Here is a 16812-nt window from a genome sequence, read left to right on the forward strand (position 1 = left end):
TGCATTAATTGGACTAAGCTTTATTTTAGTGTTCTTAAAGTAAATTCCTCTGTCCATGAGCTTTATACTACAATATCAACACTATTTTAAAACATAACCTAAAATTAAAAAGCAAGATTTAAAAATTTAAGGAGATGTAAAGGATATGAATATCAATGAATTAGTCAACTTAATTGGCAATGTAGGCTTCCCTGTGGCAGTTAGCAGTTACTTATTAATAAGACTAGAAAAACAAATACATGAACTTAATCTATCTATAAATAAATTAAATACCATCGTATCAACAAAACTTGGATTACCCCAAGGATAAAGAAAAGCATAGGATGCATCCTATGCTTTTCTTTATTGTAAATACTATTCTACTAATTGACCACTAGCATTAAAGTTGTAATTCACTTCATTTATTGTCTTTTGTCCTTTTTGCATTGTTCCATCAGCATTTAAATAGTATTTTGTCTTTCCTTCTTGTAGCCATCCTGTTCTCATAGATCCGTCGGCATTTGAATAGTACCAATTGTCTCCGATTTTATACCAACCAACTAACATTGTTCCATCAATATTAAAATAATTCCAGAATCCATTCAACTTAACCCATCCAGTTGCCATTGAACCATCATAATTTAGGTAATACCACTTATTATTGTTTTGTAACCAGTTTGTTTTCATATTTCCATCAGCAGTTAAGTAATACCATTTATTATTAGTATCTTTGAACCATTGATTCTTTAAAGCCACTCCATTAGCATCATAATATTGCCAATTTCCTGTTGATGTTTTAACCCATTTACCTTTAATAGTACTTGCATTATTATTTGATGAATTACTATTATTATTTCCACCACCTGGTGTTACTGTTGACCCTGGATTTGTACTTCCGCCCCCTGGAGTCACTGTAGTATTTCCAGAATTACTATTTCCCGGATTACTTGTATTATTATTTGATGAAGAAACAGTTCCTCTTGTTATATTTAAAGTATATGTTCTTTGTTCATCATCTTCATCTGTTACTTTAACCTTTATTTCATTCTTCTTATTTAAAGTTAAATCAACAGTTCTTTGATTTTTAGAATTTACTTTTTTACCATCCACTGTTACATCACATTCATCATTTTCTGGCTTAGCTCCTATTGTAACTGAGTCTATAGAAGATGCAACCTTTACATCATATGATGTAACTTTTCTATTAAAATCTAATTTAATATCCCCATTATTTAATTTTAAATCATCTAAATATACATTACCTTGTTTATTATCATCTTTATCAGAATTGCTTGAATCTGAAGAATCTCTTCCACCTCTATATACATTCAATGTATATATTTTTTCATTATCATCTTCATCTAGTAATTGTATATCTATAGTATTCTTACCTTTTTTTAATTTTAATGTCTTTTTATAATCACGACTTTCTTTTACTTGACTTCCATTTATTCTAACTGTGTAATCATCATTATTAACTGGTTTTGCTGTAACTTCTATTTCATCTACAGATGAATTTACATCTACATTATAGCTTGTCTTATTTTTAGAAAAAGATAATTTACCATAGTCTAAAGATATATCAGATAAATATATGTTTTCATCATTTGAAGAAGCTGAAGACGTTCTTTCTATATGAATTTCGTATTCATCAATAACATTATTTTTAACATTATTTTTATCAAAACGATCCTCTTTATAAGTTCTTACATATAAAGTATTATCGCCTTTTGAAAGTTCTATTTCATCACTCTCTTCAAAAGGAACAGATCTTTTGTTATCGTCTGCAAAAACATAAACCTCATATTTATCAGATTCATCAAAAGTTATATTAACACTTCTTAATGAAGTCTTAACATAATATTCACTTCTACTGCTTATAAAATCTGTTTTTATATCACAATCTTCATCTCTATATAACTTAAGAGAACTTGATGTATCAGTTTTATTTAATTTTAAATCACTTATATGACTACTTGCAGCATATGCTGTTGTAGTAAATAAGTTCATGTATTTTGATGGTTGTATTGTTGAAAATGCACTAATTGTAAGTGCTATAGCAATAATTCTTTTTAATCTTTTATTCATAATTCTTCCTCCAATTGCATATATACTATTATTTTACCATTTTATGATATAAAATGCATTACCTATAACCTTAATTTTTTGTTATGTTTTTTAATCTATTGATATTTTAGTATAATGCTCATGGACAGAGGAATTTAATTTAACAACACTAAAAATAAAGCCTAGTCTAATTAATGCATGCTCCCAATATAAAATTGTGACAAGCAATTAATTCAACAGGGCTTCATTAAGAGTTGTAAAAAATCAAATTCCAACGCCACTGCGCTCTTATACTAAAATATCAACATTGTACAAAAAACATATACTTTCTATGCACTGTATAACACCATTTAGATTCTTACTTAATGCTTTTTAAAATTCAATTGCAATGTCTCTTTATCTATTACATATATCAACATTCTATAAAAAAATCCCTAATACAAGATATCATCTCACATTAGGGACAAGCATATTTCTTAGCTTTTAGCTTTCCACTATCCACTTTTCACTACATCACCTAGCAGCTCCATTGTTGTTTAATACACGACCATCAATTTCTACGTTATATGCCATTGCTCCATCTGGATATAAATAGTACCATCTGTAATCTATATATTGCCATCCTGTTTGCATCTCTCCATTTGTATTAAAGTAATACCATACTTTATTAAATTCTTTCCACCCAGTAGATATTTCTCCCTTAGAATTTATATAGTACCAATTATTATTTGATTTTATCCATCCTGTAACCATACATCCATTATTGTCTAAGTAATACCATTTACTATTTGAATTAATCCAACCTTTTTGCATAACTCCAAATTCATTAAAATAGTACCAATTATTATCTACTTTTTGCCATCCTGTCATTATAAATGAATTTCTACTAAGATACCACTTTCCATCCATAGATTCTTTCCATATTAAATTTGATGAATCTATATTATTAAAATTAACATCATTAGAATTTTTATCAAAATTAACTACATTATCTATATAATTGTTTTGTGTTGATGTTTCTATAGTTGTATTATAATCATCTGTTGATACGTTGCTGTCTGCATTTGGACTTGCTGATAATATATATTTAGAACAATGTGTTATAGTAAATATAGCTTTTCCTTTTTTAACACTTATATTTGATGATATTAACTCTAATGACTTAGTTTCTTCATTATAATAGTATAAGTATCTGTTATCACCATTTAATTCATCACCAACATTAACTTGAACAGTTGCTTTTCCTGGTAAAACTCCATGATGTTTAAAGTTTATAACTACTTCTGAATCATTTTGTGTTTTTGTTTGTATTTCAGAATCAAAGCTATCATCCATTTGAGACACATTTTTTAAATCTGAAGCATTAAAATTCCATACATAATTACTTCCCTCAAGAATTAATTTTTCATATTCATATTCCTTAGTTAAATCAAATATTTCTTTATCAACCTTACTTGAATATGAAGTATTTAAATACATTTGATCATCACTTGTTTTATCTGTATCAACTACTATTCCACTATTATATTTATTTGAGCTACTATTCCACGAATTACTGCTTGAAGAATTGTCTTTTAACTTTTCTTTAATTATTTCAGTTCTGTCGCTTTCTTTACTTTCACTAATTTCTCCAGATATAGTCACCTTAACTTTTAAATAATATCCCTTATCATTACTCTTAAGCTTGTACTCTTCTTTATCTGCATTATCTATCTCTTTATATTCTCCATTTTTATCTTTGCATCTTAACCATTGATATGAAACCTTAGGCTTGTTTGTATTATCGCTATATTTAACCTTAGCTCTTAAAGTATTTCCTACCCTCTCAGTTCCATATATAGATACAGATTTTAATATATCTCCAGTAACATTACCTGGGTTGTTATTATCATTAGCATTTACAGATGGTATATAATGAATTCTAATTTTTATTGCCGTATCATCACTATCCTCTGCATACTTAAAATAAAGAATACTATCACGTTCTTTTTCAGTATAATTAGGTGCTCCTGTTATATTTGCTCTCATATAATATGGTATTTTATTATTTGAATCTAAACTAAGTTCATAAAATTTTTTTCCGTCAACACTATAAGCTAATTTTTGTTCACCTTTGCTTAGTTCTATTAATGGTATAAACCATTTATTTAAAGTACTATTTGTAGCAGAATGATTACATGCATTAAGTTTATCACTTGCTAAAATAATAAATGTGTATTCTCCTTGCGCATTTATATTAGCTGCACTTACAGTAAGCTTTTCATAATTTTTTCCCATATCTTCTGCAAAAGAATTTATTAAAGGTACTATAGCTTCCTTTTTATCGTCTATTTCTGGTGGTACATCTTCATCATTTCCATCTGAAGGCTCATTCCCACTAGTTCCACCCTGTTCACTTCTATCTGTATTACTCCCATCCCCTATAGTTTCATCATCCTTTGATTCTGTATTTTCTGTATTACCACTTTCTTTAACAATATCATTTTCATTGGACTCTTTTAAAGTAATATCATCTCCATTACCTTCATAAGTACTTAAAATATCTTCACCATTCATTAACTCCATAGATTTTCCAATTAAATTTGCAGATAACTCATCAGATTTCTCTGTGTCGTCTTTATGTAATACCTCATCAGCATAAGCAATATAAGAATCTTTGCAAGGTAAATAAAAAATAAAGGCAAATTGAATAAGTAATATAGTAAGAATAATTGCAATTGGTTTAAAATAAATACGTCTCATAAAATCTCTCATTATCAAAACCCCTCCTCTTTAAACGTTTTCATATACAATAATAATATTCTTATATAAATATATTATAATACATACTATATGAAAAATAATACATTTTTATAAATTATATGTTAATTACTTAGTCCAATTTACTTATGCATATATAAACTATATTTCCAAAGCATAACATTTTATAAAAATAAAGGACTTCCAAAAAGGAAGTCCTTTAATATTTAAAGCTTAAATTATTTAACCCAAGCTCCGTTAGCTCCTAAAACATAACCATTAACAGTTGTGTTAGCTAACATTTTTCCTGATCCATCAGCGAAGTACCAAGTACCATTGTCGTTGATCCAACCAGTTTTCATTGCTCCTCTAGTTCCATCTGAAACTGGATTTAAGTAGTACCAAGCTCCATTAATGTTTTGCCATCCTGTTTGCATAGCTCCATTTGAACCTAAGTAGAACCAAGTTCCATTAATAGTTTGCCATTCAGTTTGCATAACACCAGCTGCATTAGCTAAGTACCAATTAGCTCCATCTTGGAACCAACCAGTTGCTTTAGTGTTGTCAGCGTTAACGAATGTCCAAGTTCCATCAGCAGCTTGGCTCCATCCAGCTTTAACTTCAACTTCTGGTTTTTCTTCTTCTTTATCTTCTTTAGCTCCGATTATAGAATAAACTTCATCATCTTTATCCCAAGCAGCCATATTGTTTTTATCATAAACTGATAATTTTGACATTGATCCGTCTACTTTGTAAACTTTATCCCAATCTTCATCGTTATCCCATTTATAAACGAATCCACCATCTAACATCCAAACATTTCCGTCAACATCAACATCAACATCTGTTATATCGTCATCACATACATCCTTTATATCAGTATAGTAATGTGCACTGTTTGATTTAAATTCAATTGTTTGAATCTTATGTGCAGTTGTACTATATGCTATAAGCTTTCCGTTAACTATAGTATAATTAACATCAGATGCTCCTGTTATATCTCCATCAATTTTATCAGTATATCCATCTTCATCTGAAATTATATAAGTATTTACATTTTTAGCATATTTAGCTCCATCGATATCATCAGAAGCTTGTGCTTTTGATATCTTTTGGATAGTCTTAAATGTTACTTCATTAGGAGCAGATACATTATCTACAGTAAATGTTTTTGTTCCTGCTACATCCATATTTCCTTTTGTAGTAACTTTGCCAGAAGCATCTTTAACTTCTTCAACAAGTTTAATACCATTTATCTTTTCTATTGCTTCATCACTCTTAACAGTCATTGTTACTGTTCTATATATGTTATTTGAATCTTGTGCAATTACTTTTGCATCAGTATCAATAATAACTTGTGTATCATCATCATTAACTAATTTATCTGTATCAGTATTTTTTAATGTAACTGATGCTTTAACGTTAGATCCAGTTGTAGTTTCAACTTTAATCTTACCTACGTTGTAGTCAGCATCAATATATTTTCCTTTTGCATCAGTATATACATTATAATATTGTTTTGCAATATTATTATCGTCAATATCTTTTACATCTTTTTTAGCATTATATTTAGTGCCATACCAAACTTCTGCAAATTTATTTCCTGCAAGTTGAGCTTTTTCTAAATCTGGAAGTTGTTCTGAAGCATAATCTTTACCTGATGTTTCTTTTTCTAGATATCTTCCATCAGTATCCTTCTTTATAGCCTTTCTTAAAGCTGAAGCTGCATCATCTGCATTATCTTCTTTAATGCTATCGTCAGTTACTTTACCATTTTCTAAATTAATGAAGTATTGTGCATCATCAATGTTAAGATATTTTTCTGAATCCACTCCATAAAAATCATCTCCTGAATCAACGTCTTCTAATTCAGAAAATTTACCATCTTTTAAATAGTAAATAGCATCTGTATCCTCATCTACTGGGTTACCATCAACAACGAATGTTCCATTTTTGAATGCTTGTACATTATAAAGTTTTGCATCCTTTGATTCTATTCTCTTAACGTCTGCTGCATTAACTCCAGTTGCTGGAACTAATGAAACTACTGCTGCGGCAGCTACTAATAAAGCTGTCATTTTGTTTGCTCTGTTAAACATAATTTCTTTCCCTCCTAATTTTTAAAATCATTATAAATTATACCATTATAACATATTAATGTAAAGTTTGATATAAAGTACAATAATATTGTCATCATTTACTTAATTGGATTTTTATAGTCAAAAACCCACTTTTATCATTATACCAAAAAGTTTGTCCCTGTCAATTGATTTTTTGGTATATAATTATCATATTTCAAAATTATATATATATGTTATCTTTTTTCTATATGTGGATTATTATCCCATAAATCTTTCGTTATACAATACAATAACATTTTCTAATTTAGGGCCTTTTTTGAGAAAATAAATTAAAATTTTAAAATATTTATTTATTTCCCATTTTATGGACCCCAGGGGTAAACAAAAAAACAGACAAGACTTTAAATCTCATCTGTTTCCATTTTTTACACCCCAGGGGTATATCTAATTAAATAAAAATCCCGGTTCTTCAACCTCTGGTGAATTTTCATAAATATTAAAAGGATCTAAATCTAAACATTTAGTTTCATCATAGCTCCCCTCTAAATCCCAAGCTAAAGTACCATTTAAAACAGTACAACAATTTTTAAATAAATTTATATCTTGTAATTTAGTAAAAATTCCAAACTTAACATCTTCACTAGCATCATAAAGTTTTATAGTTCCATCATCAAAATATACATACACTTTAAAATTATCTGTTGGAATTACTTGAATAACTTCTGGCATATATTCCATAATCTTATCACTCCTTATTTTTCCATTTTTTACACCCCAGGGGTAAACAGTCCTCTTTTTTGTATTATGTAGCCTTTAAGCTCCATTTTAAGTAACACTTCTTCTATATTATTAATCAATCTACCTAATATAACTTTTATTTCATCTAATGTAGCTGGCGATACTTTCACCAAATTATAAATTTTTTCTTCTTCTTCACTCATTTTAAATGACGCTAACTTATGATTATCATCTTCTACAGCAAAATTATTAAAAACAATCATCTTCGAATTAAGATATATTTTTGCACCCTCAAATATTAATTGATTGGTTCCAACACTAAAGCCTTCATATATATTATTAGGTACTGCAAAAACTTCTTTATTATATTTCATTGCACATCTAGCTGTATACAATGCTCCACTATTTTTTCCTGCTTCAGTTACAACTATTTTCTCACACAACATTGCAATAATTTCATTTCTTCTTATAAAATTTTGCTTTGCATTTTTGCTTCCTGGAGGAAATTGAGATATTACTAGACCTTGTTCGCATATAGCTTCCATTAATTTCATGTGTTCTTTTGGATAACATCTATCTAGCCCTGTTCCTATAACAGCTACAGTATATAAATTATTTTTTAAAGCTACTGTATGTGAATACCCATCTATTCCTTTTGCCAACCCACTAATTATAGGTATATTATTTTTAGAAAGTTCTTTTGATAATTCTATGGTTACTTTTTTACCATATTCACTACATCTTCTTGACCCAACTATTGCTACTGATTTAGAAAATTCTTTTATTATTCCTTTTGTATATAACACTATTGGTGAATTCATATATTTATTTAACTGACTTGGATACTTTTCTTTATATTTTCTTAAAATGTATATATCATTTTCAATACAGTAATCATATATTTTTTGACAATAAGTTAAATCCCTAGAATTAATGATTTTTTTAGCTAATTTATTGCCTATTCCATCTATTTCTAATAATTGTTCATGTTTTGCTTCATATATAGATTGCACATTATTAAATTTTTTAAGAAGTTTAGAACCTATTACTCCTCCTACTCCATCTATTAAACTCAACCAAATATATAAAATCTCTTCATTCATACTAAACAATAAGCATAGATGCTTGCTCCTTTTCTATTTCTCTACACATTAATGCTTTTATAATGTGAGACTTATTGATTTTTTCACTACCTTCCATATCTGCAAATGTCCTTGCAACTCTCAAAAATTTATGATATGTTCTTGCACTATATCTAAATTTTTCATAAGAATCTTTTAATATTTTCTTACTATAATTATCTAAAATGCAATACTTCTTAATAAGATCTGGTGTCATAACTGCATTGCAATTAACATTTTTATAATTTTTATATCTTTCCCTTTGAATATTTCTTGCAGCTTCAACTTTTTCTCTAAGACTTTTAGAACTTGGTCCTGGAGTATTATTTGATAAATCCATAATATTTACTGCATTAAAATTCTTTTGTATATCTATTCTATCCATTATTGGACCTGATAGTTTTTGTCTATATTTAATAATTTCATAATCAGTACATTTACACCTTTGCTCTCCATAATATCCACATGGACAAGGATTCATGGCTGCAACAAGCATAAAATCTGCTGGAAAATCATGAGTATACTTAACTCTAGAAATTGTAACCTTACCATCCTCAATAGGTTGCCTTAATGCATCTAGGGTTTTCTTATTAAATTCTGCTATTTCATCTAAAAATAGAACTCCATTGTGTGAAAGTGAAATTTCTCCTGGCATAGCAAAAGTGCCTCCACCTATTAGTGAATTTAATGAAGCATTATGATGTGGTGATCTAAATGGTCTTTCTGTTATTAATGCCCCTCTATTTTGCAACAATCCTGAAACACTATATATCTTAGTAACTTCTAAAGCCTCTTCCTCACTCATAGATGGGAGTATTGTAGGGATTCTTTTAGCAATCATTGATTTACCACAACCTGGTGTTCCACACATCAACAAATTATGTCCACCAGCTGCTGCAACCATTATAAATTCTATGGCACTATCTTGTCCTTGAACATCACTAAAATCTATTAAATATTTATTGGATATTTTATGCTTAGCGTTATTCAAATTTATAGGTTTATATGGATTTATTCCTGATATAAAATTAATAACTTCATTTAACGTTCTAAAAGCAAAAATATTCATATCACTAACTAGACTTGCTTCTTCCACATTTTCTATTGGTACTATTATGTTTTTTATACCATTATTTTTGGCTTCAATTATCATTGGCAATATTCCTGTACATGGTCTCAAATCACCATTTAAAGATAGCTCGCCTATAAAACCATATGTACTAATTTCTTTAACTTGTACCTGCTTCGACTGTATTAGCAATGCAACTGCCATACCTAAATCATAATGAGATCCCCTCTTTTTAATATCACTTGGAGATAAATTAACTACTATTTTCATTTTTGGAAATTGAAATTTAGAGTTTATTATTGATGCTTCAAGCCTCTCTCTAGATTCTTTTATGGCAGTATCTCCCATTCCTACTATAGATATAGACGGTAATCCATCTATAATATCAATTTCTATTTTAACTAAATATCCATCTATACCTAATATTCCAAAACTATTAACCACTGTAGCCAATTAACTTACCTCCCTCTTTATTGATACTAAGTGCATTCTCTACAAATTCCTTATATAAAATATCTCTATTCCTTTTACTAAAATAATCTAATATTATTTCTGGATTTATTGTTTTTTTAGAAGTCTTTCCTATAAACATAGAATAACTAGACCATTTGTAATACTCAGGTTTCTTAACTATATTAGCCCTTACTGGATTTAAATGAATATATCTACTAACTTCTAAGATTTGTTTATCATCTTTTATCAACTCTGAAAAATATCGTGATTGAAATAAATGTCCTATGTAATTGTATTTCTTATTAAAATATTTTGTGTATGTAGAATTCAATCTTCCCATTATTCGTGTTAATGGTTCTTTTCCTGTTTTTATTATTAAATGCACATGATTACTCATCAAACAATATGATATTAATTCATAATTTAAATAATCATAATAATGTAAGCTATCCTCAAGTTTATTCAAATAAACCCTAAAGTCTTGTTCATCTAAAAAAATTTTACTTCTACGATTACCTCTAGTTGTTATATGATATATAGCACCTTCATACCATATAATTTTAGGTGTTGACATCTTAGCATTTCTCCCTATAACTATTATTATTTTAAAGTATAGACATAATCTTTTTATTTAAACATTTCCCATTTTCTGGACCCCAGGGGTAGATACACCAAAAAACAGATAAGATCAAATCTTATCTGTTTCCATTTTTTACACCCCAGGGGTGATTAATATGGGTAATAATAAAAATGTGTAGATGGATCTGTATCATATCTTGGATCATAATCTTTAACATTTCTTTTATGTACTACATTGTCACCAAATTTTTTTCTTTGGTTATCTGCAATATATGAATTCCATCCATCAGCCCAACACATAAATGTGTATACATGAGAATTATTTTTTGTAAATACAATATCTCCTGGTTTTAATTGGTTTAAATCATAACACGCTACAAATCCTTTATTCTTTAATTGACTTTCTAATTGAGCCACATTTGCAGTATACGTAGAAATATTGAATCCATTTCTTCTTAAAACTTCTGATAAAAAATATACACAGTTATTACTCTCAATTCCGCCATGCAGTCTTATTGCTTCATCATGCACACTTACTTGATTATATGTATTAGTCATGTATTTAAATATGTTGTAATTAGTATTTGAATGAGAATAATCTCCATATATATTTACACATTCCCCATTAAACTGAGAATATTTATAGCTATCATACCATGTATTTTCAGCAAGAGTTCCGTCAGCATTAAATCTATAGTTTTTTCCGTCTATAATTTTTTCTTCATTTGATAGCATTACACCTATATTTCTATCTAAATAGTACCACTTTTCCTTTAATTTTTTCCAACCATATTCGATTTTTCCTGATTCTGAAAAACAATACCACTTCTCATTTACTAATTGCCATCCTGTTAACATCTCCCCATTATTATTAAAATAATATGTTGTTCCATTTATGTTTTGCATGCCTTTTTGCATTGCTCCATCATTGTTAAAGTAATACCATTTTCCAAATATGTTTTTCCATTCATTCTTAACTAATTGATTTTTAAACTCATAATAATACCATGAACCATACTTTTCTTTCCATCCAATTGTATGTAACTCTTCTTTTAAAGGTTCATCTTCTTTTTCTTCATCTTTATCAGATTTCTGTGATGATACATCAGTATTATTATGCTTGTCCTCTTTTTCTTTTGTATCTTTTTCCTTAATATCTTTTACATCCTTTGTATCCAAATCTAGTTCTTTCTTTGATTCATTCTTTAATAAATTACTTTCAGTTAAAACCTTATTTTCTTCAACTAATTTAATCTTTTCTGGATTTGTACTTTGACTTGCAAAGACTGTTGTTGGAATACTATTAATACATAGTATTAATGATAAAATCACTATTATTTTCCTTTTCTTCACATTAATCTCCTCATTTTTTCTTTTGTATTATGCATATTTTTAATATATATATGTTAGTTCTATTTTTACAAATTTATTAACTATCAAATAATGCACCTTAATTTATCGTTAACTGTTTATTAATCTTTATCTTAAATTTAAAAGTAGAAATTTTTTATCATCTACTCTTTTGTGCTTCTCACTAGCTTACCCAATTTCCATTTTTTACACCCCAGGGGTATAGCAATTACAGTATCATGTTATACTATATTTTATATTACATATTCACTAGATATGAAACGAAAGGAATTTTATTTATGACAAAAAGATTTTACACTTATCTTCTTTTATTATTCATGTTTATTTTTTTAACGGCTTGCAATAATACAGATGAGACTAAATCTTCCAGCTCAATTGATAACGATATTAGTAGTAATGATGAGAATTTAAATTTTGATAAATTATTTAAAAAAGGTTATGAACTTTCTAATGATTATTCCACATTTAAAGATTTTGATATGAATAAAGATGAAGCAAAACTTAAAATAGATGGAAAAAATTTAAATTTTACCTTACCAATATACTTAGATAAGAATAGATACTATTTACCATTAAATGAAATTGCCTATAATTTAAACGGTAAAGGCTTGAAAAATGAAGATATATTATCATTAAAAATAAACGATTTAATTTATTCTATTAATCTTTCAAATAATACCGTTAAGTGTCCTAATAAAGAATTTAAATTAAAAAAAGATTTATTAAACTCTGAAAACATTTATTACATATGTTTCTCTGACTTCTCTAATATGCTTGATTTATATACTAGATGGGATAAGGATAATAAGATAATTAATTGTAAAATTAATTCTAGTGAAAATATAAAAAATGCTAATAATGAAGTAAATAATAATAATAATGATAACTCTAAAAATACTAGTGATTATACTGATATAGATAATGAAAATACACAGATAGGATTAATACGATTTGAGGATATATGTTTAACTTCTCAAAGTTATGATAAAAACTACTTTGAAAATCTTCGTGTAATTGGAACATACATGAATGAAAAAAATATTCCTTATCATATAGCTTGGATTCCAAGATACAAAAATCCTAATTTTAAAATTGATAATAATCCTTTAACTAAAAATAATTTTGAGATTGCAGAAATGGTTTATACACTTGATTATTTGAAAAATAATAATGCTGTAATTGGTTTGCATGGCTATACTCATCAGTTTGGACATCATGAATCAGCTGCTGGATTTGAATTTGGAAAGTTTGAACCTTCACCTGTTGTGTTTAGAGAAAAAATAGAAAAAGCTATTGAAACAGCATCATACTTAGATATACCAATAAATTTTTTTGAAGTACCACATTATGAGATAACTCAAGAACAAAATAAAATTGCAGAAGAATATTTTAAAATACTTTACTATCCATTTAATGATTATGGTGTTGACAATGCAGATTTGACAAAACCACAACTAAGTCCTTATAATAACGCTTCATTATATATATCAACTCCATTAGATTATATTGCAGAAGGTAAAGAAGATCTTTGTTTAGATAGAATTAAAAATGCTGATACCTCTAATATGGGTAGTGTATTTTTCCATCCTTCATTAGAAAATAATTTTATTACACTAAGTGAAGATTCTAATGGTTGTCCATGTTTTAGCTATGATGATAATTCTATATTAAAACGATTAGTAACTATATTAGAAGAAAAGGGCTTTAAAATGACTAAAGTAACTGAACTTTAAAAGATCAAGCTGGTGACTGTCACCAGCTTGACCTTTTTCCATTTTTTACACCCCTGGGGTGATGTTATCCTACCAAATCTTTAATCTATTTTCTGGTTTTACATACATATCATCATTTTCTTTTATTCCATATATTTCATAGAATTTATCAAATTGTGATAATACTACATTTGATCTTACCTTATTAGGCGAATGTACATCATTTTGAAGTTTAAGATCTCCATATTCCTTTGTACTAATTTCACGCCATACATTAGCATTACTTTCAAAGAAATCTTTGTAATTAGCCTTTGGCATCTTATCTAATATATCTAATGCACAAGCTATTCCTCCAAGATCAGCTATATTTTCTCCTACTGTAAGATCTCCATTTACACTTTTACCATTATCAAGTTTTACATTATTATAAAAGCTTCTTACGCTATTAGTTTTTTCTTCAAACTTTTTATAATCTTCAGTGCTCCACCAGCTATTTAAGTTACCATCACCATCAAACTTGGCTCCAGTATTATCAAAAGCATGACTAATTTCATGACCAATGATTGCTCCAATTGCTCCTAAGTTATGTTCTTTTGAAGCATTTACATCATAAAATTGTTGTTGAAGAATTCCCGCTGGAACTGTGATTGAATTAGCTGTTGGATTATAGAAAGCATTTACCATTTGTGGTGGACATGCAAATTGTGATTTATCTACACGTTCATTTAATATACTTAATTGCTTTTCTTCTGCAAATTTACCTAAATTTATTAAATTTTCAAAAAGTGAACCGCCTTCTTCATATGATCTTATTTTTAATGAAGAGTAATCTTCCCATTTTTCAGGATATCCAATTTGAACACTTATTTTATTTAATTTTTCTTTAGCACTCTTTTTAGTTGAATCACTCATCCAATCTAAATTTTCTATTCTCTTTTCATAAGTTTTAATTATTTCATCAGTCATATCTTTAACATCATTTTTAGTCTTTTTAGAAAAGTATTTTTCAACATATATCTTACCAAATGGCATTGCTAATGCTGAATTAACTATATTTATAGCCTCTTCATCTTTAGGAGTTTCTCCACTTGAACCTAAGTAAGCATTAGAAAATTCTTGTGCTGCTTTTTGGAAATCATCACCTAGACAACCTGCTGCACCTGCTATATTTTTTATTTCTATATAATCTTTAATAAGTGGTAAATTTTCTTCAGTATAAATATCATTCATTGCTTTTAACCAATTAGGTTCTGTTAAAATTATTTTATTAGCTTTATCTATTTTTAAATCTTTCATAAGATCTTTTATCTTTAAATTTGGAGCTACTTCGTTAAGCTTATCTAAAGTATATACATTATATTCATCATCTATTGCATTAGGATTTTTTGAGCTCTCTTCTTTTCCTATTATTGATGGTGCTATCATGTATTCTAATTTGTAAAAATTATCAACCTTTATTTTTGCCTCTTCTTCAGTATATCCTACTAAAGTTAAGATCTTTTTATAATAATTTTCAGAAAGACTTTTCACTCTTGCAGTATTTTCTGTTGGCTTTACATATTCATCAGAGTTTCCTAAGCTAAGAGATGTTGATCCAACATATGCTGCATATCTAGTGGCATCTTTTAAATCAACACTACATCCAATATTAATTAATGGATTTCCAATATCATATTTATTAAGTTCTCTAACATCATTTAAAGTCTTAATATTTTTAATCTTATCTAATATTCCCTTAATAGGTTCTATACCTTGTTTATTTCTTGCTTCACTATTTAAGACATTCTTATATAAATTAATCATTTTTTTCTCATCACTATCTTTTGAATAGTTCTTTTCATTAGCTAGCAATTCTTTCATTATTTCTTTCTTTTGCTCTGTTAATGCCTTTTCAGCTTCATTAAATGCTGAATTAGATACTTCACCAGCATCAATCTTAGCAGTATTCAACCATTCTTTATTAGTTACACTGTAAAAATCATCTTGTAACCTTATATCATCAGATACTACTTTACTTCCTAAATTAGCTGTGTTAGTTACTTCAGCTGCTTTAACATATGTTGCTTGTGACATAAATAATGAAAATGCCAAAGCACATGCTATAAGCCTACTCTTTTTAAATTTTGCCATTTTAAGTCTCATCCCCTATATCTTATTAATTTTTAGATTACATTTTTACAGAGTATTTATATATGTCACTTTACATATTCATATATCAATACAGATAAAAAAATAACCTAATTTTTAATTTGCGTATTTAATGTACCATATTTTGTAATATGAGTATATATTATCTATAAAATATTAAGAAAAATTTATGATTTTTCTAACTTGTACATTATTATCTTGCACAGATATATAATTATTATTATAAAAAATGTGTATACGTAGAATTTTATAATTTTAGATATCAAAAAGCAGATAAGACTTTTACATCCTACCTAATTGTATAAATTTTATTTCGCTCTTAAATGTATTTCTGTATCACTTATCTCTAAAAATATATCAAGATACATTATTTCTGAAAAACAACATTTAAATATATCTTCTTCCACACCTTCTCTTTTATAATAATCGTGTGTATATCTATTTCTTAGTCGTACAATTTTTATTAAAAAATCACATAAAGAATCCTCTAAAAATCCATGAATTCTTGCTCTCTTTACTAATTCTACTGCTGAGCATCCATCTATATAATTATCATTCATAACTAAAAATGTCTCTGACATATCAATTATATATTCCGTTAAATCCTGAAAATATCCAAGAATAGAACGCTTTAAAAAAATAGAATTTGTATTATTAAATTCCTTCATTGCACCAATAAGCAAAGTAAGTGTGTCTTTAGCAACATAAAACTTCTTTTCTAATCTTTCTTTTTTATATTTATAATAAGGTGACAT

12 protein-coding genes are annotated in these 16812 nt (G+C 27.6%); 2 read left to right on the plus strand and 10 right to left on the minus strand.

Annotated features, from left to right (window positions below; translation table 11 throughout):
• Nucleotides 1-145: 145 nt before the first annotated feature.
• Nucleotides 146-310, plus strand: coding sequence for a YvrJ family protein (locus RGC78_RS12175; RefSeq protein WP_205449997.1), 165 nt, complete (start codon nt 146-148; stop codon nt 308-310).
• A 44-nt stretch (nt 311-354) separates the two neighbouring features.
• Here the strand turns inward: RGC78_RS12175 and RGC78_RS12180 are convergent, their stop codons facing one another.
• The 8 genes from RGC78_RS12180 to RGC78_RS12215 all read right to left on the minus strand — a co-directional run bounded on the left by RGC78_RS12180 (nt 355) and on the right by RGC78_RS12215 (nt 12179).
• A complete protein-coding gene (locus RGC78_RS12180) occupies nt 355-2067 on the minus strand; it encodes a cadherin-like beta sandwich domain-containing protein (RefSeq protein ID WP_309556707.1) in 1713 nt (570 codons plus the stop codon).
• Between the two features lie 492 nt (nt 2068-2559).
• The gene (locus RGC78_RS12185; protein ID WP_309556708.1) at nt 2560-4800 is read right to left on the minus strand and encodes an N-acetylmuramoyl-L-alanine amidase family protein; all 2241 of its coding nucleotides are present in this window, start codon (nt 4798-4800) and stop codon (nt 2560-2562) included.
• A 224-nt stretch (nt 4801-5024) separates the two neighbouring features.
• The gene (locus RGC78_RS12190; RefSeq protein ID WP_309556709.1) at nt 5025-6884 is read right to left on the minus strand and encodes an N-acetylmuramoyl-L-alanine amidase family protein; all 1860 of its coding nucleotides are present in this window, start codon (nt 6882-6884) and stop codon (nt 5025-5027) included.
• A gap of 426 nt (nt 6885-7310) precedes the next feature.
• Nucleotides 7311-7604, minus strand: a complete 294-nt coding sequence (locus RGC78_RS12195) for a DUF2442 domain-containing protein (protein WP_309556710.1) — start codon at nt 7602-7604, stop codon at nt 7311-7313.
• Nucleotides 7605-7633: 29 nt separating this feature from the next.
• Nucleotides 7634-8680, minus strand: a complete 1047-nt coding sequence (gene dprA, locus RGC78_RS12200; RefSeq protein ID WP_309556711.1) for a DNA-processing protein DprA — start codon at nt 8678-8680, stop codon at nt 7634-7636.
• 28 nt (nt 8681-8708) lie between these two features.
• The gene (locus RGC78_RS12205) at nt 8709-10238 is read right to left on the minus strand and encodes a YifB family Mg chelatase-like AAA ATPase (protein WP_350339623.1); all 1530 of its coding nucleotides are present in this window, start codon (nt 10236-10238) and stop codon (nt 8709-8711) included.
• Entirely contained in the window at nt 10231-10821 is a 591-nt protein-coding gene (locus RGC78_RS12210; protein ID WP_309556713.1) for an REP-associated tyrosine transposase, read from the minus strand. Before RGC78_RS12210 ends, RGC78_RS12205 begins: the two co-directional genes overlap by 8 nt.
• A gap of 155 nt (nt 10822-10976) precedes the next feature.
• Nucleotides 10977-12179 (minus strand): cell wall-binding protein, encoded by a 1203-nt coding sequence (locus RGC78_RS12215; protein ID WP_309556714.1) that lies wholly within the window; start codon nt 12177-12179, stop codon nt 10977-10979.
• A 296-nt stretch (nt 12180-12475) separates the two neighbouring features.
• Between RGC78_RS12215 and RGC78_RS12220 the strand changes: the two genes are divergently transcribed.
• Nucleotides 12476-13930 carry a DUF2334 domain-containing protein gene (locus RGC78_RS12220; RefSeq protein ID WP_309556715.1) on the plus strand — a complete coding sequence of 485 codons (1455 nt, stop codon included), beginning with the start codon at nt 12476-12478 and terminating at the stop codon, nt 13928-13930.
• 69 nt (nt 13931-13999) lie between these two features.
• Here RGC78_RS12220 and RGC78_RS12225 read toward each other — a convergent pair whose 3' ends face one another.
• Together RGC78_RS12225 and RGC78_RS12230 are read right to left on the minus strand one after the other, a co-directional pair.
• Nucleotides 14000-16039, minus strand: coding sequence for a M13 family metallopeptidase (locus RGC78_RS12225; RefSeq protein ID WP_309556716.1), 2040 nt, complete (start codon nt 16037-16039; stop codon nt 14000-14002).
• A 326-nt stretch (nt 16040-16365) separates the two neighbouring features.
• Nucleotides 16366-16812 (minus strand): hypothetical protein, encoded by a 447-nt coding sequence (locus RGC78_RS12230; RefSeq protein WP_309556717.1) that lies wholly within the window; start codon nt 16810-16812, stop codon nt 16366-16368.

It is taken from the genome of Clostridium aquiflavi (assembly GCF_031344075.1).
Taxonomy (GTDB): Bacteria; Bacillota; Clostridia; order Clostridiales; family Clostridiaceae; genus Clostridium; species Clostridium aquiflavi.

Excerpts from the sequence above, each read along its gene's own strand:
- RGC78_RS12190 (WP_309556709.1), bottom strand. The coding sequence starts at position 6,884 with ATGTTTAACAGAGCAAACAAAATGACAGCTTTATTAGTAGCTGCCGCA.
- RGC78_RS12230 (WP_309556717.1), bottom strand. The coding sequence starts at position 16,812 with ATGTCACCTTATTATAAATATAAAAAAGAAAGATTAGAAAAGAAGTTT.
- RGC78_RS12225 (WP_309556716.1), bottom strand. The coding sequence starts at position 16,039 with ATGGCAAAATTTAAAAAGAGTAGGCTTATAGCATGTGCTTTGGCATTT.
- RGC78_RS12210 (WP_309556713.1), bottom strand. The coding sequence starts at position 10,821 with ATGTCAACACCTAAAATTATATGGTATGAAGGTGCTATATATCATATA.
- RGC78_RS12220 (WP_309556715.1), top strand. The coding sequence starts at position 12,476 with ATGACAAAAAGATTTTACACTTATCTTCTTTTATTATTCATGTTTATT.
- RGC78_RS12195 (WP_309556710.1), bottom strand. The coding sequence starts at position 7,604 with ATGGAATATATGCCAGAAGTTATTCAAGTAATTCCAACAGATAATTTT.
- RGC78_RS12185 (WP_309556708.1), bottom strand. The coding sequence starts at position 4,800 with ATGAGAGATTTTATGAGACGTATTTATTTTAAACCAATTGCAATTATT.
- RGC78_RS12180 (WP_309556707.1), bottom strand. The coding sequence starts at position 2,067 with ATGAATAAAAGATTAAAAAGAATTATTGCTATAGCACTTACAATTAGT.
- RGC78_RS12175 (WP_205449997.1), top strand. The coding sequence starts at position 146 with ATGAATATCAATGAATTAGTCAACTTAATTGGCAATGTAGGCTTCCCT.